The organism is Blastopirellula sp. SH421 (assembly GCF_057808535.1).
Window position 1 is genome coordinate 5,345,988 of the sequence record NZ_CM173712.1, and the last position, 25,950, is coordinate 5,371,937.

The 25,950-nt window shown below is 54.9% G+C and carries 21 protein-coding genes; 10 read left to right on the plus strand and 11 right to left on the minus strand.

Features of this window, described 5'->3' with window-relative positions; all coding sequences use genetic code 11:
* Positions 1-238 precede the first annotated feature (238 nt).
* Positions 239-2,350, minus strand: coding sequence for an esterase/lipase family protein (locus SH421x_RS21550; protein WP_488852082.1), 2,112 nt, complete (start codon positions 2,348-2,350; stop codon positions 239-241).
* Positions 2,351-2,564: 214 nt separating this feature from the next.
* On the opposite strand from SH421x_RS21550, the gene SH421x_RS21555 reads away from it, so the two are divergent.
* Positions 2,565-3,530, plus strand: a complete 966-nt coding sequence (locus tag SH421x_RS21555; RefSeq protein ID WP_488852083.1) for a Gfo/Idh/MocA family protein — start codon at positions 2,565-2,567, stop codon at positions 3,528-3,530.
* Between the two features lie 139 nt (positions 3,531-3,669).
* Positions 3,670-4,161, plus strand: coding sequence for a HEAT repeat domain-containing protein (locus tag SH421x_RS21560; protein WP_488852084.1), 492 nt, complete (start codon positions 3,670-3,672; stop codon positions 4,159-4,161).
* 23 nt (positions 4,162-4,184) lie between these two features.
* On the opposite strand, the gene SH421x_RS21565 is transcribed toward SH421x_RS21560, so the two are convergent.
* The gene (locus SH421x_RS21565) at positions 4,185-5,153 is read right to left on the minus strand and encodes a sterol desaturase family protein (protein WP_488852085.1); all 969 of its coding nucleotides are present in this window, start codon (positions 5,151-5,153) and stop codon (positions 4,185-4,187) included.
* A 241-nt stretch (positions 5,154-5,394) separates the two neighbouring features.
* Complete coding sequence (locus SH421x_RS21570; RefSeq protein WP_488852086.1) at positions 5,395-6,933, minus strand: hypothetical protein; 1,539 nt, start codon at positions 6,931-6,933, stop codon at positions 5,395-5,397.
* Between the two features lie 534 nt (positions 6,934-7,467).
* On the opposite strand from SH421x_RS21570, the gene SH421x_RS21575 reads away from it, so the two are divergent.
* The 6 genes from SH421x_RS21575 (at position 7,468) to SH421x_RS21600 (ending at position 13,074) form a co-directional block, all read left to right on the plus strand.
* On the plus strand, positions 7,468-7,905 hold the full coding sequence (locus tag SH421x_RS21575; protein WP_488852087.1) for a type II secretion system protein: 438 nt from the start codon (positions 7,468-7,470) through the stop codon (positions 7,903-7,905).
* A 218-nt stretch (positions 7,906-8,123) separates the two neighbouring features.
* Positions 8,124-8,822, plus strand: a complete 699-nt coding sequence (locus SH421x_RS21580; RefSeq protein ID WP_488852088.1) for a redox-sensing transcriptional repressor Rex — start codon at positions 8,124-8,126, stop codon at positions 8,820-8,822.
* 289 nt (positions 8,823-9,111) lie between these two features.
* On the plus strand, positions 9,112-9,870 hold the full coding sequence (locus tag SH421x_RS21585) for a Crp/Fnr family transcriptional regulator (protein ID WP_488852089.1): 759 nt from the start codon (positions 9,112-9,114) through the stop codon (positions 9,868-9,870).
* 116 nt (positions 9,871-9,986) lie between these two features.
* Positions 9,987-10,508, plus strand: coding sequence for a zf-HC2 domain-containing protein (locus SH421x_RS21590; RefSeq protein ID WP_488852090.1), 522 nt, complete (start codon positions 9,987-9,989; stop codon positions 10,506-10,508).
* A gap of 292 nt (positions 10,509-10,800) precedes the next feature.
* Positions 10,801-12,789, plus strand: a complete 1,989-nt coding sequence (locus tag SH421x_RS21595) for a carbon starvation CstA family protein (RefSeq protein ID WP_488852091.1) — start codon at positions 10,801-10,803, stop codon at positions 12,787-12,789.
* A gap of 18 nt (positions 12,790-12,807) precedes the next feature.
* Positions 12,808-13,074, plus strand: a complete 267-nt coding sequence (locus SH421x_RS21600; protein WP_488852092.1) for a hypothetical protein — start codon at positions 12,808-12,810, stop codon at positions 13,072-13,074.
* A gap of 67 nt (positions 13,075-13,141) precedes the next feature.
* Here the strand turns inward: SH421x_RS21600 and carA are convergent, their stop codons facing one another.
* The 8 genes from carA to rpsB form a co-directional block, all read right to left on the minus strand.
* Positions 13,142-14,287 carry a glutamine-hydrolyzing carbamoyl-phosphate synthase small subunit gene (gene carA / locus SH421x_RS21605; RefSeq protein WP_488852093.1) on the minus strand — a complete coding sequence of 382 codons (1,146 nt, stop codon included), beginning with the start codon at positions 14,285-14,287 and terminating at the stop codon, positions 13,142-13,144.
* 389 nt (positions 14,288-14,676) lie between these two features.
* Complete coding sequence (locus SH421x_RS21610; RefSeq protein ID WP_488852094.1) at positions 14,677-15,942, minus strand: aminotransferase class I/II-fold pyridoxal phosphate-dependent enzyme; 1,266 nt, start codon at positions 15,940-15,942, stop codon at positions 14,677-14,679.
* 216 nt (positions 15,943-16,158) lie between these two features.
* Complete coding sequence (locus SH421x_RS21615) at positions 16,159-18,006, minus strand: peptidylprolyl isomerase (RefSeq protein WP_488852095.1); 1,848 nt, start codon at positions 18,004-18,006, stop codon at positions 16,159-16,161.
* Positions 18,007-18,216: 210 nt separating this feature from the next.
* Positions 18,217-18,963, minus strand: a complete 747-nt coding sequence (locus SH421x_RS21620; RefSeq protein WP_488852096.1) for a glycerophosphodiester phosphodiesterase — start codon at positions 18,961-18,963, stop codon at positions 18,217-18,219.
* A 193-nt stretch (positions 18,964-19,156) separates the two neighbouring features.
* Positions 19,157-19,717 carry a ribosome recycling factor gene (gene frr, locus SH421x_RS21625; protein WP_488852097.1) on the minus strand — a complete coding sequence of 187 codons (561 nt, stop codon included), beginning with the start codon at positions 19,715-19,717 and terminating at the stop codon, positions 19,157-19,159.
* Between the two features lie 113 nt (positions 19,718-19,830).
* Positions 19,831-20,586: a UMP kinase gene (gene pyrH, locus SH421x_RS21630; RefSeq protein ID WP_488852098.1), complete on the minus strand. Its 756-nt coding sequence runs from the start codon at positions 20,584-20,586 to the stop codon at positions 19,831-19,833.
* A gap of 185 nt (positions 20,587-20,771) precedes the next feature.
* Positions 20,772-21,620: a translation elongation factor Ts gene (gene tsf, locus SH421x_RS21635; protein ID WP_488852099.1), complete on the minus strand. Its 849-nt coding sequence runs from the start codon at positions 21,618-21,620 to the stop codon at positions 20,772-20,774.
* A gap of 108 nt (positions 21,621-21,728) precedes the next feature.
* Complete coding sequence (gene rpsB, locus SH421x_RS21640; RefSeq protein WP_488852100.1) at positions 21,729-22,478, minus strand: 30S ribosomal protein S2; 750 nt, start codon at positions 22,476-22,478, stop codon at positions 21,729-21,731.
* A gap of 450 nt (positions 22,479-22,928) precedes the next feature.
* On the opposite strand from rpsB, the gene SH421x_RS21645 reads away from it, so the two are divergent.
* Both SH421x_RS21645 and SH421x_RS21650 read left to right on the plus strand, forming a co-directional pair.
* Positions 22,929-23,978 (plus strand): NAD(P)/FAD-dependent oxidoreductase, encoded by a 1,050-nt coding sequence (locus tag SH421x_RS21645; RefSeq protein ID WP_488852101.1) that lies wholly within the window; start codon positions 22,929-22,931, stop codon positions 23,976-23,978.
* 123 nt (positions 23,979-24,101) lie between these two features.
* Positions 24,102-25,934 carry a divalent metal cation transporter gene (locus SH421x_RS21650; protein ID WP_488852102.1) on the plus strand — a complete coding sequence of 611 codons (1,833 nt, stop codon included), beginning with the start codon at positions 24,102-24,104 and terminating at the stop codon, positions 25,932-25,934.
* Positions 25,935-25,950: the final 16 nt, after the last annotated feature.

The window sequence follows — 25,950 nt, forward strand, 5'->3', positions numbered from 1 at the left end:
GATTTCAACAGGTTGCATTGAGAACAATTTCGCGACAACGCCTGATTGTCCCGCAAAAGTGCCGCGACTCAACCTACTACACGGGCCGTGCGAACTAGCTGTCGCTGGGCGCTGATCAGCAGCGGCGCCCTCTAAGAATTCGTGTCCAGTCCAAGATATGATTCCCGGAAAACCCTCACCTTGTTGCGCAAGTTGCGACTTCGCGGACTATCTGCGCAAAGAAATGAAGCGAAATTGGTTATTTCGCGGGACACTGCCCGATAAGATGGGGCTGAATCCACGGAAGTTGATCGGCATGCATTTGCAAAATACGCAGCACTTCGCAAATCGCTCCCGGCTGTTTATTCAGGTGCGAATGTGTCGCCGAAACCATCACTTCAGAGTCGACGCCTGGCAAGCGGGCACTTTTCACCGGTACGATCCCATCCGACGCACCATCGTGAATGGACCACCAGCCTCGGCCGATGATGGAATGCTCGCTGACATCGGGGCCGACGTCCAAGTCGTAGATCCCCTTCAAGATCAGACTCTTTGAATCCAACAAGTCAATGCTGGTCGGCGGTCGGCGGCGCAGCTCTTCGCGAAAAGCAGCCGGATTGGCGTCCACGACTTGCCGATGCACCACTTCTTTATCCTGCCCTTCTTCAATCGCCAGAGACATCGACTGCCCTAGACAGCTTCGCGCCCATGACGAGCCTTGGTGAGGTGTCGCGATATAGACGACCCGTTTGACATAGGGAACCGCTGAGAAGAAAAAGGCCTTCTGCAGCCGAATGCGGACATCTTTGGGTGCGACGACTTCTTCAAGGGGGACGAAAGCGGCATGCTCCCAAAGCGTATTGCCGCTGTTAACGGCTAACAATTTGGCGATCAGGCCGCCCATGCTATGCCCCACGACCACCATGTTATCGAGCGCCGGATCAGTCCCCTCACAATCGCTGCTTTGCACAGCGCAGTCCAATTGGCGCCGCAGTACGGCCGCCGACTCTAAGAACGGCTCGTCCGATGGATATTGAAACGCCCAAATCTCGAATCGTTTATGCAGTTCGGGATAGGCGTATAACTCATTGGCCATCGCCGCCCAGGTATAAGGCGCCGAGAGCAAACCATGCACAAATACAACCGGAATGCGTCCCGGCTGATGCGGCTCTAGCATGAACAAACCGGCCGGCGGCGGATCGGCCTTCCCGTGATGCGAAGAACGCCGCATCTCTTGTTGAGGATGACTCAACAGGTAGGCGAACAGCGCCGTCCAGTCAGCGGCAAGCACTGTTTGGCATTCGCGAAATTCAACGTCATCATATTCATCGGGATTAAACAACTGCAGCGAGCCGACCAAGCGTTCGACATGCGTCTCGCAATCGGGCCTAGGCGTATCGACATCGACTTGACATTCGTCATCAAGCGGCCGAAGTACCGCCGTCGCATTGAATGGAGTCTTGGAGGGTAAAAATTGATCGTCAGGTCGATGATGGCGAACAATCACCAACGGCACCCCCAAACCTGGGCGCTTGTAGTGATGCAGCAGGTATTTCGATTGATAGTCGCCGACGACATTCCACTCGTCAAATTCATCCGCGCGCCAGGCGAAACCGGCATACTCGATCTCAAGCACTCGAAAGCCGTAGTCTTCCGGAATTTTGATCCGAATATTCCTTTCAATCCGCTTGGTCACAGCGGCGATATGAATTAGCCGCGCCAGGCTGGAATGATAGATTTCCCACGCGCGCCCCGTTGGTTTGGAGATATCGATTTCAACCGGCGCTGTTTGCAGATAATCCCAGGCGCCCAGAATCGCGTCGAGATACAAGCTCATCGCATGCTCGTCAATTTTTTTATCGGCGTCTACCGCCATCGCGTAGTAGCTCTCCGCCAACAGCAAGCGATCCTCGCGCGGTGGGGCTTTGATTTCAACTTCATACTCTGCGATCGGAGCAGGCTGAGTTTCCCCGCTTGGCAATGGCTGCGGCATGATCGGTTCGCCCCATTGCTGCCTGCTGGGAAGCGGAGTTGACGATTCTTGATCGATCGGCGGCAGTCGTTGTGGGCCGGCGTTCAGGTTTGGATCGCGCCAGAATCCTCCCTCCGCAGGCAAGCGCGGAGGGAGATCGGCTGGCTCCACATCCGGAATCCGCATTGCATTCCCTGGTTCGATCAATTCCAACGTCGCCGCGCAAGGGACCACGCTAAAGCAGGAAGATCGGGGGGCTGCTGCAGGATTAGGATCGGCCAAAACCGGCGGATACCAGCGACCGCGACTGTGAGATAAACAGCCGGTCAGCATGGCGCAGAGCATGACCGCAAACAAAGCGAGCCTCGTCGCGGCGTTGATCCTCATGATCTGCAGCATGCTTCCTACTCCGAAAGAATAACCGAGCAAGGCTACCTCACCGTTAAGCAGGACGCAAATTTTCTTCTCTACGAATTCGGGAGTTCTGTTCATCTTTGGCGCCGGTTTTTCCGGCTCTGCTGATCGTACTGCTCCGCGCTCCCCGGTTGCTTCCTGCTCAAGAGCGCGACAGACTCGTCAGCAGAAGGTTTTGTTTCTGATGAAAGGGATGCTCGTGACCGTACGTTGGGGAATTTTGGGGTGTGGCGATGTCGCCAGTAAACGAGTCGCCAGCGCGATTCAAGCTGTCGAAAAGAGCGAACTACTGGCCGCCTGCCGCCGCGACGCCGAGCGATTAACGAAGTTTTGCGCCGATTTCTCGGTCCCGCGAAGTTACCCTTCGGCCGATCAACTTCTGGCCGACGAAGAGATTGATGCGGTCTATATCGCGACGCCGGTCTATCTTCACTTGCCGCAGACTTTAGCTGCATTGGCCGCCGGTAAGCACGTGTTAGTTGAAAAACCAATGGCGTTGAATCCGGCGGAATGCCGGCTGATGATCGACGCGGCGACAGAGATCCACCGAACCTTAGGAGTCGCCTATTATCGCTCCTTTTATCCGGCTCTCGATCGCGTGGCCGAATTGATCCAAACCGGACAACTGGGCGAAGTCCTTGCAGTTCAAATCGTCTGTTCCGCGCCGATCGCGCTCAACGCAGATGAATCACTTCCTTGGCGCATCAATTTGCAACAGGGAGGCGGAGGCCCAGTGATGGATGTCGGCAGCCACCGGATCGATCTGTTGCTGCGACTTTTTGGCGAAGTTGTCGAAATTCGCGGTCTCTGCTCCCGCAGAAACCCAGACTCTGCCGAGAATATCGCGACCTTCGCACTTCGCTTTGCGGGCGGAACACAAGCCAGCGTCACTTGCCTGTTTGACGCGGTGCAAGATCCCGACTCGTTCATAATTTTTGGGACGAAAGGCATTGTTGACATGACGCCGCTTAACTCTGGTCGCGTGGTGATTCGCTCCGTGGACGGCGATCAAGTCGAACATCATCCACCGCACGCCAACTTCAACGTGCCGCTAATCGCTGACTTTGTCGCTGCGATCGAAACAGGCCGGGCGCCGCAAGTCAGCGGAGCAGATGGCCTGCGTGTGAACGAAGTCATTGCGGAGATTTATCGCGACGCTCGGTAGTTTGCCACGAAAGATGAGCTCGTTTATTCTCATCGCTTGGCTATATTGATTATCGGCGTCCGTTGTCACCGAGCGAACTCTGCTTGAAACCAGATCTGTCCATCACTCCGATTCGGAACCGCAACAAGGAAATGCTGATATGGCGACCGACCTTTCGCAGCTTATGGATCACTTAAACAGCGACGAGATTTCGCTTCGCTTGGCAGCGTGTGAAAAATTCGCTCAACTCGGTCCGGAGTCGCGAGCGGCCGCGGTTCCGCTGTGTCGTCTGACCGCCGATGCAGACGAGTCCGTGCGAGAAGCGGCGGTCGGAGCACTGGAGACCTTGGAAACACCTTCCGCGGCGGATGCCCCTGCCCTTGCGCAGTTACTCACTTCAGCTGCGGCTGACGTTCGCTACTGGTCGGCTACATTACTGGGAAGGCTGGGCGAATCTGCGACTGATCAAGCTATTGACCTCCTGCCGGTTATTAGTGGAGATCCTGCGATTGCAGTCCAACAAAAAGCAGTCTGGGCGATTGATCAAATCGGTGTGCGAACCGCTTCCGCCAAAGCGGCTCTGGAACAAGCGGCCCAATCAACCGATCCGCGGCTCGCTCGGCTGGCGACCAAAGCATTGGCAAACTATTGAGCGATCTGCTTGCAGCGAATGGTTTAATCCAGCTTTTGTTCTGCTGACGCTGCGCCGCTGGCGGTCACCCGCTCAAATTCGGCTTGATATTCGGGATGATTGGTGCCAAACCATTGATCCCAAAGATTGAAATAGAGACCGAAATTTGAGCTCACGCAGCGATGATGCATGTTGTGATGGACGCCGGTGTTGTGCCAGTTAGAGAAGCGGCTGCGGAGAAACCAATGGGGAAACAGCTCAAACCCCAGATGCCCAAATACATTCATCCCGGTCATGTACAGCATCCAAAAGATGACGGTCAGCGGATGCATCGGCAGGAAGATCGCCGCGATCGGCAACACAATCGCCTGGATAAAGGCTTCGACAGGATGAAAAGCGAACGCCGCCCAGGGAGTCGGATTGTGGCTGAGGTGATGAATGCGATGCACTTTGGAGTAAAGCAACTTGGTATGCATCAGGCGGTGCGTCCAATAGAACCAAGCGTCATGAATCAAGATCATCGCGACGACCGAGAACCAAAAATAAACCGTGTTCAGCGGATTGCCGCCGTAATAGAAATGGAGCACACCTGCGATTTTGCCTAGATAGACGATCACCCCCACGCCTGCGAAAACCGCGAGCGACGCAATGCTGTAGAAAATCTCGCGCCGCATCTCAGCGGCGCCGGCAAGCTTCTTCTGAATCGGGGTCACCCAACCCATTCGACGTAGAAAGACATAAAACAGCAAAAACGCTCCCCCGGCCGCGACCAGATACCGAATCAAGTTGGTCACATAGACAGCCGCGAATACGGCTTGGGCCCGTGACACAAGCGGCGAATTCCAACCCAACGCCCAATCGAGAGCGATAATGACCACGGCAACTGCAATCAGGCCAAGCAACCAAGGAGCGACAGTTTTTGCGAACGGCACAAAGATCGGCTTTTTGGCGACGGTTCGTGGAGGGCTCGGCTGATCTGTTAGGTTGCTGGGTTGCTCCGTTACGACGCTCATCCGTTCCTCGACCGCTATTTGGCTAGGCAGTGTGAAACCGTTGATTCTCGCGCAATCCTGATCAATAGGTCAACGCTAATTACAACAACTTGTGTGGTTGCGTGGGGGTTTCAAAGAAATGCCGTTGGCGCATAAAAAAAGCGGCCCGAGTCGAAACTCGGACCGCTCGCTTACCACCAGGCCAGGGAACCTCGATCCTGCCATCAGGCTTCGAGGAAGCTGGACGTTTTTGGCCTAGTTACTAGGCGCCGCAACCGCAGTCGCTTTTGCATTCGCAAGGAGCCGGGCAGCAAACCGTCACGGGGACAGTCTTGCAGACCACTTTCGGGACGCAACGCGTCACGGTGTAGGCTTCTTTACGGGGCACGCATTTGCAAACTTGAATGGTCTTGGTGTAGTGGACCGGCTTGCACACCGTGTAAGGAACTTGCTTGACGCAGGTTTCAGCAACCATCTTGCAGACGGTGTAAGGAATTTCCTTCGTCTTCACTTCACGTTCCATGTGGCACACCTTGTAGGTGCACACCTTGGTGTGGGTTTCCGGAACCATGTGGCAGACCTTGTACGTGCAGGTCTTGACGCGTTGTTCCTTGACCATATGGCAGACCTTGTAAGTGCAGGTCTTGGTATGGGTTTCGGGAACCATCTTGCACACCTTGTAGGTGCAAGTTTTGGTGACCGTTTCCGGGACCATCTTGCAGACCTTGTAGGTGCAGGTCTTGACGTGGTTTTCCTTGACCATGTGGCACACTTTGTACGTGCAGGTCTTGGTGCGAGTTTCCGGAACCATCTTGCAGACGGTGTAAGGGCACTCTTTCTTGATCACTTCGCGTTCGTACTTCACGCAGTTGATCGTCTTCTCTTTCACTTCCGGAACCCAAACCTTTTTGCAGCATTTGCGCGGCGGGCACTGGACTTCGACGATTTTCGTCTCACCCGGGCAGTAGACGCACTTGCAGCAGCAAGGATCCCAAGTCCAGCAACCTGGCTCTTGGACGCACTTCTTCACGACCGGACCAGGAATCTCGGTAACTTCGGTTTCGTAGTGACCGCAATTGATCTGGATGGTCTTGGTGTAGTGAACCGGCTTGCAGACCGTGTGGCAAACTTCGCGAGTCTTCGTTTCGTAGACCGGCTTGCAAACGGTGTAGTTAATCTCTTTGGTCTTGGTTTCCCAGACCGGCTTGCAAGTCGTGTAGCAGATGTCCTTGGTCTTGGTTTCCCAAACCGGCTTGCAGACCGTGTAGCAAATGTCCTTCGATTTGGTTTCCCAAACTGGCTTGCAAACGGTGTAGTTGATCTCTTTGGTCTTGGTTTCCCAGACCGGCTTGCAAACCGTGTAGCAGATGTCCTTCGATTTGGTTTCCCAAACCGGCTTGCAGACCGTGTAGTTGATCTCTTTGGTCTTCGTTTCCCAGACCGGCTTGCAAACCGTATAGGTGCAAGTACGGACTTTGGATTCGTAAACCGGCTTGCAAACCGTGTACGTGCAATCTTTGTACAGCGTTTCCTTCTCGTAACGCACGCAATCGATTGCCTTCTCTTCCATCACTTTGTCGTAAACAGTCTTGTAGCAGGTAATTTCCTGCTTCTCGTACTGGACCTCTTTGCAGGTCTTGTTGACCGTGTAGCACTGTTGCTTGCAGCACTCGTAGCTCACGGGCTCGCAGCAACAGCAGTTACGAAAGCTGAACAGGCCGCAATAGCCGGCTTCAGCAGTTGTGACCGAACTTACGGTCAGCAAAACCGCAAGCACCGGCGCCCAAAGAAACGCTCTCATTTCCAATTCTCCTTAGCTGACAGAATCGCTGTGTGTGGTGACAAAGGGCCTGGCCTGGTTTGGCGAAGCGTTCGCCGTGTCCTTTAGCCCTCAAATCCGAAAAATCCGTGCAGAATCCTCCGACCGCTCCAAACGGTGCTTGTGATAGGACTGGGGACTCAGCTGCCGCATGTAGTCTTCCCATTTATCCCAAGCATCACCTGGATGTTGTAACTTATCGTCAATTTAGGTCATCGGCTTGAGATAGATCGGATAGATAAATTGACGACTTCGTAGCGTTCAGAGGCAATGGGGAAAATAGACCGGCAATCTCTCGGCCACATCCGCTACGATCGGAACAATTTGCACATTTGGCGGTTGAGGCTCCCTCTGGCTAGGAAAATCTCCCGCAACGCTGCTTGAAACAGGCTCGATTTGCTTGACGCAGGTCCGCGGTAACGTAAGTACAAGGAGCGGATCGCAATTTCGCGTCGCTACGAAAAAACCGTACTTACTTTTGCCGGGCGGCAAGTAAATCGCAGGAGACAAATCCCCATGTCCAACAAAAAACAGCTTGGTTTCACGTTGATCGAAGTTTTGATCGTGGTCGTGATCCTGGCCGTATTGGCCGCGACGGTGATACCCCAATTCACTGACTCGACCGAAGACGCCAAAGCGAGCAGCGTAAAGTTCAATCTTCACACGCTCCGTTCGCAGATCCAGCTTTATCGTGCCCAGCACGAAGGTAAAATGCCGAGCGCCACGCTGGGAGAGTTGATCATCAAAACTAATGTTGACGGCACCACGACAGGCAGCCCAGAAATGGGGCCTTATCTCTCCAAATTGCCGGTTAACTCATTCACAAACTCGGCGACGATCAAATCGATCTCCGCTGTCCCCACCGCGGGCGACGTCACCACGACTGACGGCTGGCTGTACAATCCGACAACCGGCAATATCTATATCAATCACGAAGAAATGCTGCTTGAGTAAACGCTTGCCCGGCGCGGGGATATTTAGCTAGAAATAAAAAAAGCCTCTTGGCCCTTCGTGGTCTGGAGGCTTTTTTTCGTCATCCTACCGCAACCGAACTCCGCCCCCTTCCCTGGCGCTTCATGCGTCGTGAGCTTCGACTTGGGTTGCTTAGAATGAACCCGAAGCGATAGAGTAAAGGTTGACTTTGATCAAAATTACATTTGCCCGCCGATGGAATGAGCAAGCCGAAAGACAAAAACAAACCGCCGGCTGATGCCGTACCCAAAGCCGTCGTCAGCCGGTTGAGCCTGTACCTGCGAGAATTGCAGCGGCTGCAACGTGATGGTGTGGTGACGACTAGCAGTACGCAACTTGGTCAACTCCTCGGCTTTACCGATGCCCAAGTCCGAAAAGATCTCGCGCACTTCGGGCACTTTGGCTACCCCGGCGTCGGCTATCGCTGCAGCGAGTTGGTGCTGGCGATCAAACAAATCATCGGCACCAATCATTCGTGGCCGGTGGTTCTGATCGGCGTTGGCAACCTTGGGCGAGCCTTGCTAGGACACCGCGGGTTTGGCCACCAAGGTTTTGACATCGTCGCCGCCGTCGATTCTGACCCGCTAAAATACGGAAAAACGCTGGAGGGGATCGAGATTCGGCCGATGTCACAATTGGCCGAGATTGTGCTCCAACATGATGTTCGCTTAGCGATCATCGCCGCGCCGGCCGCCGCCGCGCAAGAAGTGGCGGATTGTATTGTCACGGCAGGAATTTGCGGAATTTTAAATTTTGCTCCGATAACGCTCCGTCTTCCCCCGGAAGTTGCTGTTTCGAGCGTAGATTTGGCGATTGAAATGGAACAATTATCCTTTGCAATGACGAACCTGCGGCCGCCAGAAGACCTCCTGTCCAGTGAAGGGCCGCTGGCCGACTGATGGTCCTCTTGCCGAACAGCGGGATAGTTGGTTAAGATAGCCCCTTCACATTTTTACCCCCTAGTGTAATGGTAACACTACAGTTTTTGGCACTGTCATTCGAGGTTCGAATCCTCGGGGGGTAGCTTTCTTAGAGACGCCAAATCGGCGTCTCTTTTTTTGTGAACGTTTCTCGAACGGCTGTAACTTCGGCCTACCTCCGGCATCCAAGGTGGAATCCACCCGGTTTTCGATCGCAACGCTCCTTCTTCTGGGGCGGCCTGTCGGTCGAGCTATTTTGGGGGTCTCGATGACCGAGAAAATTTGGCACCTTAAGAACTGTCGTATCTTCGAACAGTTGTCAGCCACAGAAATTGAACGACTCGACGCCTGCTCACGCGTTCGTCGCTTCGCAAAAAAATCACCGATCTACCTACCCGCTGAACGAGCGGATTCGGTACTCTTGCTTGCCTCGGGACGCGTTAAAATCTGCCATTTAACGCCGGAGGGAAAACAATCGATCCTCGCTTTTATTGAGCCGGGCGAATTGTTTGGTGAGCTCTCGATTCTCGATGGCGAAGCGCGCGACGAATATGCAGAAGCGGTTGAAGCGGCGATGATCGTTTCGATCCCCAAAGAAGCGATGCACGAACTGATGGAGTCGCGTCCCGGTCTCTCGATCGGCGTGACCAAGCTAATCGGACTTCGTCGTCGCCGTATCGAACGCCGAGTAAAAAATCTCCTGTTTCTTTCAAACCGTGATCGCTTGGCCCACCTGCTGCTAGAACTGGCCGAAAGCTACGGCAAACGGATCACTGATGGCGTCGAACTCGAGATCCGCCTGTCGCACCAAGACTTGGCCAATATCGTGGGCAGTACGCGAGAAACGGTCACGGTCGTGCTGGGCGAAATGCAAAACGAGGGCTTGGTAAAGGTTGGCCGTCGCCGAATTATCCTCCGCTCGATGCAGCGTCTGGCGCACAGCGTTTCGGCTCCAGAACCGAAGATCCCCGAACCGGCGGACGCGGCTCATCATGAAACGTCGTTGCGACTCGGGTTCACTACCTAGCGATTTCCCGCGAAATCACCAGGTTTCGTAGGACTTCGCACCAAATTCCTCTCCCTGTTTTGCGTACGATTAGGTAGCTTTGAGTCACAAACTACCTGGGGTCGACTACTAACCGCATGAACGAGCACGACTCTCCATCTTGGCGTCCCTGCCGAGCCGGCGAAATTGGCGAGGTCGCGCAGGGCCTCATTTCGCTACGTCGGAGGCGTCTGGCGCTGCAAACGTTTGGCAGTTTGTGCGGCGTTTTTTTGGTGATCGGAACCGTCTTATGGTTAGGCCCGGCCAATCAACTGCCGGTCTATGCGAGCATCACCTGCAGCGAATGTCGAAACCAAATGCACGCCTATCGCGCGCATACGCTCAGCGCAAGCCAGGTACAGTTGATGGACGCCCACTTTCAACGCTGCGGCGGCTGCCAGGATCGATACGATGCGCAAACGAGCGAGCAAAGTAACTGCGACAAGCCCGCCGACTGCATTCAAGAGGCCTGCGAAGCAGCGGAGAATTGCCAAGTTTCCAACTGCATGACCCGGAGTTGCCAAGCGCGAACTTGCCAAGCCTCGCGGCATGGTAAGTCATCTCCCTGCGAAGGCACAGCCAGCTCTGATTCGGCCGCTGACAATAGTCTGCCCCTCTAGTTGGCAATTTGGCTGCATAAGGCGTTTCTCTCGCCCTGCAAGTTCCACTTCGGACGACGGCAGAAGTTTGGATTGGTCTCTTCGCAAGAGTGAACCATCACCTCTATGGTCACTCCCATTTGCACGCTTAGATCGGCGGATCCGATGATCTCAAGAGCTCCGCTGGGGGCAAAGAACGGTATTGGGTTTGAGCATTCTTGCTCCTCCGCTCTGTATTCGAGCACGATCTGCCGCTAAAATTTAAAAAATACCACCTTGCATCCCCCCCCCTACTTTTGCCCCCAAATAGTCGATGTCGACGCTGATTGTCGCTGCGCTATCCTTCTTTGGATTCATCCTCGCCTATCACACCTACGGGCGTTGGTTAGGACAGAAGATCTTTCGCCTAGACCAAAAGGCGATTACCCCTAGTCACGAGATGCGGGACGACGTCGACTTTGTGCCGACCAATCGCGAAGTAGTGTTTGGACACCACTTCACTAGCATCGCCGGCACCGGCCCAATCGTTGGACCTGCAATCGCCGTCTTTTGGGGCTGGTTACCTGCGCTGCTCTGGGTTGTCTTTGGATCGATCTTTATTGGCGCAGTGCATGACTTTGGGGCTTTGGTTGTTTCACTTCGCAATCGCGGACAAACCATCGGTGAAGTCGCCGGTCGTCTGATTAACCCGCGGGCCAAGATTTTGTTTCTGCTAGTGTTGGCGCTGGCGTTGACCGTGGTTTTGGCGATTTTTGGACTGGTAATCGCACTCATCTTTGCCCAATACCCGCAGTCGGTGCTTTCGGTCTGGATCGAAGTTCCGGTAGCGATTGCAATTGGCTTCTACGTTTGCCGCAAAGGTGGCGCTCTTCTCTGGCCGTCGTTAGCCGCTTTGCTGGTGATGTATGGCGCAATCGCAATCGGCGTCTACGTGCTGCCGATCGACCTGACCAAGATCCTGGGAGTCAATCTGTTGACCCCCGCCGAAATGCCGGCCGATGCAACCTGGTGGCAGTTCTATGGCAATGCGGTCGTCATCTGGACCGTGATCTTGCTGATTTACTGCTTCATCGCGTCGGTGCTGCCGGTCTGGACCTTGTTGCAACCACGCGACTACATCAACAGTCACGAGCTGGTGCTCGCTCTGATCCTGCTGGGCCTCGGCCTGATTGTCGCATCGCTTACAGGTGCGGCGGACTTGTTTGCCAGCGCTCCGGCGATCGCTACCAATATCCCGCTCGACGCTCCGCCGATCTTTCCGTTCCTGTTCATCACGATCGCCTGCGGCGCCTGCAGCGGCTTTCATTGCTTGGTAAGCAGCGGAACCTCCAGCAAGCAAGTCGAAAATGAAAAAGACGCGCAATACGTTGGTTATGGGGCAATGTTGCTGGAAGGCGCATTAGCAGTGGTGGTGATCCTGGCCTGTTGTGCCGGTGTTGGAATGGGAGATTACACGCGGACAGCGGATGGCGCGTATCAAGCAGTGGTGGCGGCGGACGGCTCTCCAGTTGTGGGTCGTGCGTCGTGGGAAGCACGCTATGACGCCAGCGCCGGCTGGAAAGAGTTCAACAACCTCGGCAACATGGTCGGCGCGTTTGTCGACGGTGGCGCCAACTTTTTGACCGCGATCGGCATTCCCCTGCGTTTGGGCCTAGGGATCATGGCCGTGCTGGTCGCCAGTTTCGCGGCGACGACACTTGACACGGCGACTCGTTTGCAGCGTTATGTACTGCAAGAGCTGTTTGAGTCTGCCGCAGTCACCAAGCCGCTCGCCAACAAATATGTCTCTACCGGGATTGCTGTGGGACTAGGCGGGCTGGTTGCGATCTTCGCCGGCAATTCGCCCGGAGCCGGCGGCATGCTGTTGTGGCCATTGTTTGGCGCGGTTAACCAACTACTGGCTGGCATTGCGCTGATGGTTACAATCTTCTATCTCTGGCGACGCAATATCCCAGTCTGGTTTGCGATTCCACCGATGATCTTGATGCTGGTGCTGCCGGCGATCGCTACTTTTTGGAACATGTTTAACGGCGACACCGCCTGGTTTATTGAGAAGTACCCGCAGCTCACCTGGCTCGGAAACTTTTTCCACGGCGACACCGGATTCTACTGGAACCAAAAGTACCTGTTATTTGGCTTTAGCGTTGGCACGCTGATCCTTCAGGCCTGGATGATGTTGGAAGCGGCGCTGATGTGGTCCAAGGCGAAAGGGATTCTGGAAGAAGCGCTGCCGCCGTTGGCCGGCTCTGCGAAGCCTGAAACCCAAAAGGCCGATTACGCAACCGCAGGTGGTCAGAACTAAAGCAGCCATATGTCAACCATGCCTGCGGAACCCGATTGTCCCAACTGTCGTATTTCGCTGGCGATACCACGCCAACCGGACACAGGCGAAATCGACTGCCCGGTTTGCACGCTGGCCCTCTACTACGCCCGACTTCCGGCCAATTGCGAAGCGACAATCTTTCTGATCAAGCGGGGCGTCATGCCTGTTGACGAATGGCGCGGCGTGCAGCAATGCCTGGCGACCAGCGATTCCGTCTCCATCGTCGAGGCGGTGACGATGCTTGCTGAATATCAAGAGGAATGAGAACGAGCTCTACTCGGCCGACCAGCCCTTTCAACTTGATGCGACATTCGGCATTGCCGAGCTCTACCTAAACCTTCTGCCCGTCCACCAACTCTCGGAACCGCTCAAACAGGTATTCGCTATCATGTGGGCCAGCCGATGCTTCGGGATGGTACTGAACACTGAACGCTGGCAACGTCTTGTGCCGGACGCCGGCGACGGTGTTGTCGTTCAGGTTGCGATGGGTAATTTCGAGGCAATCGGGCAGCGAAGCTTCGTCGACGGCGAAACCATGGTTCTGTGACGTGATCTCGACCTTTCCGGTCGTTACGTCCAATACCGGCTGGTTGGCGCCACGGTGACCGAACTTCAGCTTGAATGTCTTTGCGCCGCAGGCCAGCGATAGCAATTGATGCCCCAGACAAATGCCAAAGACCGGCTTCTTGCCCAGTAGCCCGCGGATGGTTTCAATCGGGCCAAGCAGCGGTTCAGGATCGCCTGGGCCGTTTGATAGAAAGATCGCGTCCGGGTTTTGCGCTAGCACTTCTTCGGCGGTCGCCGAGCCCGGTAGGACGGTCACTTTGCAGCCCATGTCCTGAAGATGCCGTGGGATGTTCCATTTCATGCCGTAGTCAAGCGCGACAACATGCAGGTCAAGTTCGGTCCGCGACTTTTCGGCCCGGGCTTTATCCCCCATCTTGATCCAAGGACTTAGTTTCTCACTCCACGTTTGACCCTGAGTCGGCATCACCTCTTGTACTAAATCACGTCCAACCAGACCAGCGCTGCCGCGCGCCTTATCGACCAACGAGGCGTCGTCCAGGTCTACGGTCGAAAGAACTCCTTTCATCGATCCATTGCTGCGCAGTCGACGTACTAACGCACGCGTATCGATTCCCTCGAGTCCGACCACGCCGTTCTGTTTGAGAAATTCAGCGAGCGATTGCGTCGAGCGAAAGTTGCTGACCAGTCGACTCGATTCGCGAACGACAAAGCCTGACATGTGCGTTTGGGCGCTCTCCATATCCTCGGTGTTCACGCCATAATTGCCGATTTGCGGATAGGTCATCGTCAAAATCTGACCGCGATAGCTGGGATCGGTCAAAATCTCTTGATAACCGGTCATCGACGTATTGAAGCAAACTTCGCCGTCGACTTCTCCCTCAGCACCCAACGAAAGTCCGGTAAAAACGGTTCCGTCTTCCAGCGCTAGTTTCGCGATTGGCTGCGTCATTGCGTTTGTCGTTAGATCTGTGTGCAGGTGAATCGAAGCGAGGTTTTCGTCAGCCGGTAAGGTCGATCTGTTCCGAACGATCGTCCGTGCTGAGTGTCGCTTAAAGTATTACCATGTCGAAGCCCGATATCCTTCTGTACGGCTGTGGGTCTCCGAGCTTCGGTTCGGACAGCCAATTTGGGAGGACTCTTGTTTCGGCGAGCGAGAGTCCTCCTTTTTTTATGCGCGGGCGCAAATTTGGGTCATTATAGAAAGCCCAGCTAGCTTCGGCTAGGACCAAGCTTGGACTTGTCCCCCGAAGTAGAAGAATCAGGGCGGAAAAAGAAAAAACGCCCTGAATCGATTGCGATTCAAGGCGTTTTTTGCGAAATATGCACTTCACCGCCGCTCTAGCTCTCGACAGAACTTGCGGCCGCAAGCAGCTCTTTTTCTTCGTGCTTCAGGCAGCGGCCGATCTGGCGGACCGCTTGGCGCAAGCGTTCTTCGTTTTCGACCATCGCCATGCGTACATATCCTTCGCCGCAAGGACCAAACCCGCTACCGGGACTAACGGCGACGTCCCCCTTCTCTAGCAGCAGCATGGCGAAATCCATCGTGCTCATCCGCTGCATCCAGACATCCGGAATCTTCGCCCAGACAAACATGCCGGCTTTGGGCGGCGTTACGCCCCAGCCGAGTCTTGTCAGACCGTCGACCAGCACATCACGGCGGCTTTCGTAAATGCGACTTTGCTCTTCTACCGCCGCGTCCCCTTCACGCAGCGCCACGATCGCAGCGATCTGAATGGCCTGAAACATGCCGTAATCGTAGTAACCTTTGATGGTCGCTAGGCCTTTGATCATTTCGGCGTTGCCGGCACAAAAGCCAACGCGCCAGCCTGCCATGTTGTAGCCCTTGCTCATGGTCGTAAACTCGACGCCAACCGACGATGCGCCCGGCGCCGACAGAAAGCTGGGGGGCTTGTAGCCATCAAACGCGATGTCGGCGTAGGCGAAGTCGCTAATCACCATAAAGCCATACCGCTTGGCCAGCTTCACAATCTCGACAAAGAACTCTGGCTCGACCGTTACCGTCGAGGGATTGTGCGGATAGCAAATGATCAGCAGCTTTGGCTTGGGATAGAGATGCTCGCAGGTGTAAGCGATATTTTCCAGAAACTTCTGGCTATCCCCCACTTCTAGCGCGATTACGTTGCCAGAAGCCAACGCCACGGCATAGGTGTGAACCGGAAAATAGGGCGCCGGCACAATCGCAGTGTCGCCAGGCCCCATCATCGCCAAGCACATGTGCGAGAATCCTTCTTTCGAGCCGAGACAAGCGATGATTTCGCTTTCGGGATCGAGTCGAACCCCATACTTTTTCAGGTATTTGCCGGCGACTTCACGGCGCAGGTTGCGAATGCCGTTTGACTTGCTGTAGCCATGATTTCGCTCGTCTTTCACCGCTTCGCACATCTTTTCCATGACAAATTCTTGCGGCGGATCAGATGGGTTACCCATTCCCAGGTCGATCACGTCATGGCCGTCGACCCGCTTTTCATACAACAAGGCGTTGATCCGGCCAAACATGTACGGGGGCAGGCGGTAGACGCGCTGCGCATATTCGACCTTGAATGGGGTCTCGCCGCCGATGGGGTGGCCGGATTCGGAGCTCATGAGCTTCAACCTGAAAAACGCCGCAACGCGGCAAATTGCGTAAATGGAAATCGAACGCAGAGACGTAATTCTAAGAATCGGCGCCCGCGCAGGAAAGGACGACTGTCCGGTGGATCGCCGGTATAAGCCTTAGGTTCGCACAGAGCTAGCAAAAAAGAAGCCCCAACACGCGTCGGGGCTTCCATGTTTTGCCAAACTTCGTGAGAAGTCCCGAGATTACCGGGTCGACTGCTCTCGGGCAGCCGCTTCCAACTTTTTACCCATCTGGGTGGTATTGGCGAGAAAATTGTCGATTTGAGCTTCTTCTTTCAAAGCGTCAAACTGCTTAGCCATTTCCAGGCGAATCTTCTTTTCGTGAATATCTTTGACAATTTCGTCACGGACGACGTTGATGTCGGTAATCGTTGGCTTGGTTCGTCCCAGCGCCTTTAGGATCAGCGACTGGCTGCCAATGTTCACGATGCTGGACAACTCACCCGGCTGCAAGCGGAAGGCTTCTTCTTCCAACTTGGGCTGACCACCGTTGCGGCGAATCGGCGGAACTTGGCCATCATTGTTCTTCGAGACCGGTTCAATCGAGTACTGACGCGCCAATTCTCCAAAGAACTTTTCGCTCGGGTTTTTGCGGGCCATGTCCCACACTTCCTGCGAGCGACGTTGATTGTCGAGCACAATCGCCAAAACTTGAACACGTTCGCCGTAGTTGGCCTCAAAGCCCTTCTGGATGTCTTCTTCGGTGACTTTTACTTTGTCAGAGACCAGCTTTTTCAGTGCGACGGTCGGCCACACGGCGTCCCGAACATAGACTTCAACCGAGACATCCTGCTCTTTGGTAACTTCATCCAGCCAAGCTTCGAAGTCTGGCGAACCATCTTCATTCAAAAATCCAAATGAATCGGCCGCGCGGCTGATTTCGTTGTTTAGGTCTTGTTCAGTGACTTCCAGATTCCGCGACTTCAGCCCTTGCTGCAGCAAACGACGATTGATTTCTCCTTCAAGAATTTCAATCCCGTGACGCGTAATGCACTCCTCTTCCAGTTCGTCCAGCATGATTTGCTGGCCGTTCAGCGTGGCGACTACGCCTGGGTTCTGCTGGCGTTTGGCCGGATCATCCCAGAACTTTTCAATTTGCGCCTTTTTCTGCAACTCTTCGTAAACGTCTCCAGCCGAGGAGCGAAGCTTTTGCTCTGTAATTGCTTCGACAATCCGCTGTTGAATTGCCGGCTGTTGGGCCGGTTCGACCTGCGTCGGAGGCATATGAGATTCGCACTTGAAAATCAGATACTGCCCAGCAATGAACAGAACCTGAGAAACTTCTCCCTCTTTCAAAGCGAAGACCAGGCTCTCCACTTCCGGCGTCCCCATGTTCATCCGGATCGGCGGAATCAGACCGCGAGCCGCGGCGCTGTTCGGATCTTCCGAGAAGTCTTTCGCCAGATCGGCAAATGCTTCCGGATTGGCGGCTGCTTTGGCTCGCAGCTCTTCGGCCAAGGCGCGATCGCTGACCGAGATCATGCGGCACTTCACCTTGGGGCCAAATTCAGTTTCCATCGCTTTGTTGAGCTCTTCTTGAGTCACCACCAAGCGATCGGCGGCCAAGCGTCGCAAAGCCATGGTCGGCCACACAATATCACTGCGGTACTGGGCCGGTGAAACGTTGCGTTCGTCTTTCAGCAAACCGAGCCAGCGATCCACCGACAGACCAAACTTTTTGGCCGACTCTTCAATCTCAGCGTCAATTTCGGTTTCGGTGATTTGAATGTTGCGTTTGCGGCATTCGTCAGCAATCAAATGCTTGTTGATGACGCTTTCCAGCACAACTTTACCATATCGGCGAGCCGCTTCGCGTCCTAGTTCTTCGCGTGTAATCGGTTCGCGGTTGACCACCGCCACCGTTTGAATCTGCGCCACCGGAGCGCCTGGCTTCGCGGCTTGCGGCTGTTGTGCGGCCGCATCGTTATCGCCTCCAATGCTACGAACGGCGAAGATGCCGGTGGCGACTAGAAGGAAGCCGCCCGCGATAATGGCCCAGGTTGTCCGGTGGGCGTTTCGAATCTCAGTCACACTCGCCTCCTTGCTTCTTTGAAAATCGATCGATTTTTTCTAAAGTTTGCGTCCATGCAGGTCGATCCCTAATAAGTTAGGGCGCGGGAATATAAGCCGCATCCCGATTTGGGTCAAGATCGATCGAACCGCGCATACAAAAGGACGAGGCAAGAATTTGCTTCGTCCTAGTTTTTTGTCGCACCAAACTGCTAGCAGCTTGTGATCTGCTTACTTGCGGATCGCTGCGCCAATCTCGCCGGGGCGGTCGGTGATGATGCCGTCTACACCAAGCGCGATCAGTTCCTTCGCGCGCTGCGGATCATTAACGGTGTAGACAAACAGCTTCTTACCATGCTTATGGACCATCTCCGCAGACTCGCGATCCACAAACTTGGCGTTCCACGCTATCACGTCCACCTTGTCAACGATCGGGGCGATCCGCTGAGCGGTCAGCTCATCGCTTCCCAGTGCGGCGATCGCCAGCGATGGCTCAAGCTCATGACAACGCGCGACAAAGTCCCAGTTAAACGACTGAACCATCAGCTTGTCGGTCCAATCACGATCTTTCAGCATCCCAATCAGCGAGTCGGCGTCCCCCTCTTTATGCTCGATCAGCGTCACGCTTCCCTTTTGTATCGCTTCGATCGCTTGGTCGAGTTTTGGTAGTGGAGCGCCAGCGTATTTGGCGTCAAACCAAGAGCCCGCATCTAACTTTGCAATGTCGTCCCATTTCTTGGTTGAGATCGCGGTCTTGGTTTTCTTCCACAACTTGCTCGCATTGGTCGTGCGGTCGTAGTACTTGTCATGAATGCAGAACGGTACGTTGTCGGCTGACAGATAATAATCCAGCTCGACCATGTCGGCTTGCTGCTCAATCGCGAGCTGAAACGAAGCAAGGGTGTTTTCCGGGGCAAACGCACAAGCGCCGCGATGGCCGATCACTAACGGCTCTTTGGTTTCGAGGATGCGATTCACTCTGGCGTCTCCCGCCGCAACTTGGGACTGAAAACCAATGCCGACAGCAATTGTCGTAGCGATCAGAACAACCAACGAAAACTTACGGCCAATTTGAAATGTCACGTGTCTCTCACCAATTACGGGGCCTGCGTCCACAAAAAAAGGTCGCCCACGCTGGTACGCGGCGACCTTAGCTATTTTAAGTGGGAAGCTAGCCTTCCATCACTTCCGTTTCGCGAGCCTTGGCCAATTCGGCCACTTTTTCTTCAAACTTTTTTGTTAGCTCTTGGACTTCGTTCTTGATATCGTCCCGAATATCTTCGCCGATCTCTTTGTTCTTTTCCGCGGTTTCGGCCGACTTGTTGCTGTCGCGGCGGACATTACGAATCGAAACCTTGGCTTCTTCCGAAAGCTCTTTGATGCGCGAAACCAGCTTTTTGCGAACCTCGGTCGACAAGGCCGGGACGTTTAAGCGAATCACGCGACCGTCACTTTGAGGAGCCATCCCCAAGTCGCTCGCGACAATCGCCTTTTCGATATCTTTGATCGCGCCGGTGTCGTAAGGGCGGATCAACAACTGGGTCGGTTCAGGCACGCTGACCGAAGCGATTTGCTTGATCGGTTGCAGCGAACCATAGACTTCGACTCGCAGCGAATCGATCAGCCCTGGATTGGCGCGGCCTGTACGAATCCCAGAGAGATTGTGCTTCAGATGCTCGATCGCTTTTTCCATGCGATCTTCCGCTTCCGTCGTAATGTTGTCAGCACTCATGGCTCAGTCCCACGATTGAATTTGTTGTTTTCAGCAGAGCAGCGCAGCGCGACGCACTGCGACTAATCTTTCTAAGGCTACCTTACTTCAAGCCCAATGAAAATACGCGAGCCCTAATTGACCGGTTCTAATTCAGGAGAGATCAATGTTCCGACATGCTCCCCGCAAACGGCGCGTTGGATATTGCCATCGATTCGGTAGTTAAACACCAAGATCGGCATGCCATGTTCGCGACAATGCGTAATTGCCGTCGAATCCATCACGCGCAGGTTTTGCGTCTGGACGGTGGCGAAGTCGAGATTTCGGTAGAAAATCGCGTGCGGATTCTTTTCCGGATCGTCGCTGTAAACGCCGTCGACACGGGTCGCCTTCATTAGGATGTTGGCTTCCAACTCCAGCGCTCGCTGGGCGGCTGCGGTATCGGTCGTCACAAACGGACTTCCGGTCCCGGCGGCCAAAATCACAATGCGCCCCTTCTCAAGATGGCGACGAGCGCGGCGACGAATGTAAGGCTCTGCAACTCCGTCCATGCGAATCGCCGTGGTCAGTCGCGTCTCACATCCGAGTGATTCAAGGGCGTCTTGCAAAGCCAGTCCATTGATCACCGTCGCGAGCATTCCCATATAGTGGGCGGTCGCTTCCTGGATCATGGCGCTTTCATTTTTGAACTGGGCGCCGCGAAGGATGTTACCTCCCCCGATCACCACAGCGATCTGGCAACCAAGCTTGGACGCCAGATGGATTTGCTTCGAGATATGGACGACCTCGTCCATGCTAATCCCTCGTTCGCCGGCGTGGGAAAAGCTTTCGCCTGAGAGCTTCAGGATGATCCGTGAATAATAAGGCGAGGGAGCAGCAGATTGGGTCATGCGGCGAACCTTGGCAAATTGAGTGGGAAAAGCCGAATTCGTCGAAGGGATTCTACCGGAAACCTAGTCCGCAGGACAGGAGATGCGTCAGGATTGACCGAACGCAAAGCGGCAAGAATGAAGAAAAGCCCTGCTACATCGAGCAGGGCTTTAAAATTTTTCTTTGCTGGAACACTCCAGACGAACTAGCCTTCCGGCTGATCGCCTTGGCCTAGTTGCCAGTGAACGAAGCGTTTAACCTTCATTCCCTTCTCTTTGGCGTGCTCGCCGACCGATTTTTTGTCATCTTTGACGAACGGCTGTTCGAGCAGTACTGACTCGGCATAGAAGTTACGCAAGCGTCCTTCAACCATCTTTTCGATGATCTGCTCAGGCTTACCTTCATTGCGAGCCGCTTCAGTCAAAATCGCGCGTTCGTTTTCGACCACTTTCGGATCGAGCTCATCGACGTTGAGCGCTGAAGGACGCATCGCAGCGATATGCATCGAGATGTCCTTGGCGGTTTCGCTGTCGCCACCTTCCACTTCGATCAGCACGCCGGCAACGGTCGAGCTGTTGTGGCTATAGCCGCCCGACGGAGCGTCAATCCGGATCATGCGTCCGATGTTGAAGACTTCGCGAACGCGATTGAACAGGTCGTCGCGAACTTCGCCCAGCGTCTGGCCCGGCTTGATCGTCGACGGCTGAGCCAACAACTCTTCGGGAGTCTCGGCGCCTGGCCCTTCGGCCAGCACTTTCGCCATGTCTTCCGCCAACAAGATGAAATCTTCAAGCTGGGTAACCGAGGCGCTTTCGCACTTCAGTTCAACCATTGCGCCAACCCCTTTGCCGAAGTCAGCAAAAACGCCGAAGCGACCAAATTCGGTCACGCGGTCAGACCGCTTGCCGGCGATCGCAACGCCGTTTTCACGGAGCCAACGGATTGCGCCGTCTTCGTCACCACCGGTTTCGGTTAGCGCTTTTTTACATTCCATCATGGGAAGTCCGGTTTTTTCGCGGAGTGATTTCACCGCAGCCGCCGAAATTCCAGCCATATTACAGTCTCCGAGATTTAGTCGGTGTCAGAATTGTAGGTAACCATTGTGGGAAGGAGATTGAATCCGCTTCCCCTTAAATTTTTGCAACGCGAGCCGCACTTCGAGCTACGAGGCGGGGGCCGCGTCCTTGCCCTTCATCGCGACGTTGTGCTTGCCGTCGATAACCGCGTCCGCCAGATGCTTGGTGAACAGTTCGATCGAGCGGATGCCGTCGTCATTGCCCGGTACCGGCAAATCGATCTCATCCGGATCGCAGTCAGTATCGGTCAACGCAACCGTCGTGATTCCCAGCGAGTGGGCTTCGCGAATCGCGTTCTTTTCTTTTTTCGGGTCGACAATCACCAGCGTCTCGGGCAGGCGATTCATCGTGCGCAAACCGTTGAGGTTGCGGTACATCTTGCGATACTCGCGAGCGAGCGAAGACTGCATCTTCTTCGAGTATTTGCCGAGCTCTTCGCCTTCCAGAATTCGTTCCAGCTCTTCCAGACGGGTCAGGCGGCTACGAATGGTGCGGAAGTTGGTGAGCGTACCACCGAGCCAACGCTCATTGATGAACGGCATGCCGCAACGTTCGGCTTCACGTTCGATCGAGGCGCCGGCCTGACGCTTGGTGCCGACAAACAAGACCAACGAGCCCCCTTCGGAGACTTGGGTCAGGTACTTCTTGGCACGCAGCAGACCGCGGATCGTTTCGCGGACGTCGATGATATGAATCTGGTTCTTTTTGGCGTAGATATACGGCGCCATCTTCGGGTTCCACCGGCTGGTGCGGTGACCATAGTGAATACCCGATTCGACCAGTTCTTTGATGACGGAGTTTGCACTTCCGTCTTTTACAGCAGCATCTGTAGACATAGAGGCTTTCTTTCTCGTGGGAACGCCCAGAAACGATGCATATAAACTGAGCGATGCCGGCGCCTACTAATAAGCCGGAGACAAACTAAACCCAAAAGGTTCAGCCTCTGCAAAGCGATACCCAAATCTCTCAGGCCGCGGATCTGTCCCATCTCTCTGGACAGCACCCTAAAACGATCCGCCTCACTTCGCCAGCAGCGGATCGACAGCTTGAAAGACGTTTTCCGCATGTTCCGGCTGTAGGCCGTTGAGCCTGCTTCCCGGTGAATATGCTCCCCCTACGATTTGCAGGGGACGAAAACAAGCGGCTGATCCTACCAGAGAGGGCGAAATTCGTCAACCGCCGCCGCTGGCATGCAGTGGACGGAGGCCGCGATCCGCCTATAATGACGCGCTTGATCTGTTATGGCCGCCAGGCCTAGCTATTACTTAAAATCATAGGAAGATCTCGTGGCCGAGAAAGTCGTCATCATTGGAAGCGGACCTGCTGGGTGGACCGCGGCAATCTATGCCGCCAGAGCCGAGCTTCAACCCTTGGTTTATGAAGGCGCCCCGCTTCAGGAGCATTACGATGTCGGCCGCGGTCCGCTCGGACAACTCGCGATGACGACTGAAGTCGAGAACTTCCCAGGCTTTCCATCCGGCGACATGACCGCCTACTTGGACGATTCGATCGACAATTCGCTCCGTCAATACATGGCCCCCCATGCCAAGCACGGGGTAAGCGGCCCTGAATTGATGGAGCTGATGCGTCAGCAGGCCAAGAACTTTGGGACGCGGATCGTGGGGGACGATATCGTGGAGGTTGACTTCGAGAGTCGTCCTCTCCGCCTTAAGACTCGCGAAGGGGAATGGATCGAAGCGCACGCGGTGATTGTTGCGACCGGGGCTCGGGCCAACTATCTGGGTCTGCCGTCCGAAACGATGTACAAAAATCGTGGAGTCAGCGCCTGTGCGGTATGCGACGGCGCTCTGCCCCGCTTCCGTGACCAGCCTTGCGTGGTGGTCGGCGGCGGCGATTCGGCGGTGGAAGAGGCGGACTATATGTCCAAATTCGCGTCCAAGGTCTATCTAGTTCACCGACGTGATGAACTGCGGGCCTCCAAGATCATGGCCGAACGAGCCGAAAAGAATCCGAAAATTGAATTCGTCTGGAATTCAGTCGTCGACGAAGTCATCGGGGATGATGACAACGGGGTGAGCGGCGTTCGCCTGAAGAATGTCGTCGATGATACTTCCAAGGTTTACAACGCCAGCGGCTTCTTTTTGGGAATTGGCCATACCCCTAATACCGACTTTTTGACCGGTAAGTTAGAGATGACCGACAAAAAGTACCTCAAATGGACGGTTCCCTTCCGTACCAATACCAGCGTCGAAGGGGTTTTCGCCGCCGGCGATGTCGCGGATGACTACTACCGCCAAGCGGTGACTGCCGCCGGTAGCGGATGTATGGCTGCGCTTGACGCCGAGCGCTATCTAGCCGCGCAAGGTCACCACTAAACCGCAAAGTCTCGCAAACTTTTTGTAGCGCCTTGCACAGAAGGCGCTACAAGCGGGAATCAATGCGCTTTACACTAGACCCACCTCCAAAACTTCTCCCTCTCACCGAGTTCTGCCCCAGCCATGCCTGAACCGAACGCTACCGCTCCGGAATCCCCGCCCAGTAACCACGTTCAAACGGATCGAGAAATTTTGCAGGAGGCCCACGCGAAAGGGACCGCGGCGACGATCTTCGCCTTTGTCCGACTCTCGGGGCCTGGTTGGCTGCAAAGTGCGATTACCCTGGGTGGCGGATCACTCGCCGGAGCGCTTTACCTTGGATCGCTCGGCGGCACCAACATGCTGTGGCTGCAGTTGGTCGCGATCATCTTAGGGGTCGTGATGCTGTCAGCGATCAGCTATGTCACCCTCTCGACCGGCGAAAAGCCGTTTGGCCAGATTAACGAACACATCAATCCGGCCCTCGGCTGGGGTTGGGTGATTGCTACCTGTCTGGCCAACATGATCTTTATCATGCCGCAGTTTTCGCTCTGCTATGACGCGCTCGAGAAAAACTTGCTGCCGGGCGCTCTGGATGGGAGCCAGAATTCTAAAATCATCGTTTCGATCGTTCTGCTGATCGCAGGCGGGTTTGTCGTGCTGCTTAATACGCGCGGCGGAACCGGCGCGAAGATCTTTGATGTCGTGCTCAAACTGCTGGTCGGCATGGTGGTGATTTGCTTCTTCGGCGTTGTCTCGCTGATGGCAATGGAGGGAGCGCTCAACTGGGGCGAAATCTTCGCCGGATTCATTCCTGACCTCAGTCAGCTAAGTTCGCCAACCGGCAACTTGGCGGAACTTGTCAAACAGGCCAGCGATGCGCACCAAGAATTTTTCCGTAATCGGATCGTGACCGACCAAAGCGCGGTGATGATTGGCGCAGCCGCTACGGCGGTCGGCATCAATATGACCTTCTTGCTACCCTACTCGATGCTGGCTCGCGGCTGGGATCGCCCGTTCCGCGGTTTGGCGCGGTTCGACCTTTCGACCGGCATGGCGATTCCTTACATCATTGTGACTAGCTGTGTAGTAATCGCATCGGGAGCACGATTTAACGGCAGCAACTATAACGACCCGCAAGTCGATCCCTACTGGCTAAGCAGCGATCCGGCGGAAGTCGCTAAATCACCGATTTTCAGCGGCGCTACTGCGGTGATTACGCCGCTTCTGAAGCAAGAATACGCCGATCAGTTCGCCGCTTTGGCGACAGAGAATGCCACGCTGACCAGTATCGAAGCCGCGAAAGCGAGTAGTGAACTAGCGAAGAAACTGGCGCCGGAGTACCTGACGAAACTAAATGAATCGGAACGACTGATCACCGCATCGCTGGTGCAGCGCAACGCCGACCAATTGTCAGAAGCACTTGCACCGTTATTGGGTAAAACCAACGCGCGGCTGATCTTTGGACTCGGCGTCTTTGGGATGGGATTCTCGACGATCATCATCCTGATGTTGATCAACGGCTATGCGTTTACCGAGATGCTGCAGGCCAAAGCAGGTGGTGCGCCGCATGTGATCGGTTGCGTTATCGCCGGACTGGCAGGCGCATCGTGGTTCTACTTCTGGACTGGCGAAGCGAAAATCTGGCTCGCGATCGTCGCATCGAGCTTCGCGATTCTGCTGCTGCCGATCGCCTACACGACCTTCTTCCTGATGATGAATAGCAAACGGATTCTAGGGAACCAGAAGCCGACAGGGATCTCGATGGTGATCTGGAACGTGCTGATGTTCGTTGCGGTTGTCGGTGCATTCGCCGCCGCCGGACAGTCATTGTGGGGAAAATGGACCAACAAGAATCCCGCCGAAGCACTGGCCACCAACGTGGTGATGGGCTTGGCGGCTGCTTATATCATTGCGGTCGTCATCGGCTTTTTCTTCTGCAAACGAGAAGCCACGAAGCCGCCAGCCGCGGAATAGCATAATCGTCGAAAAG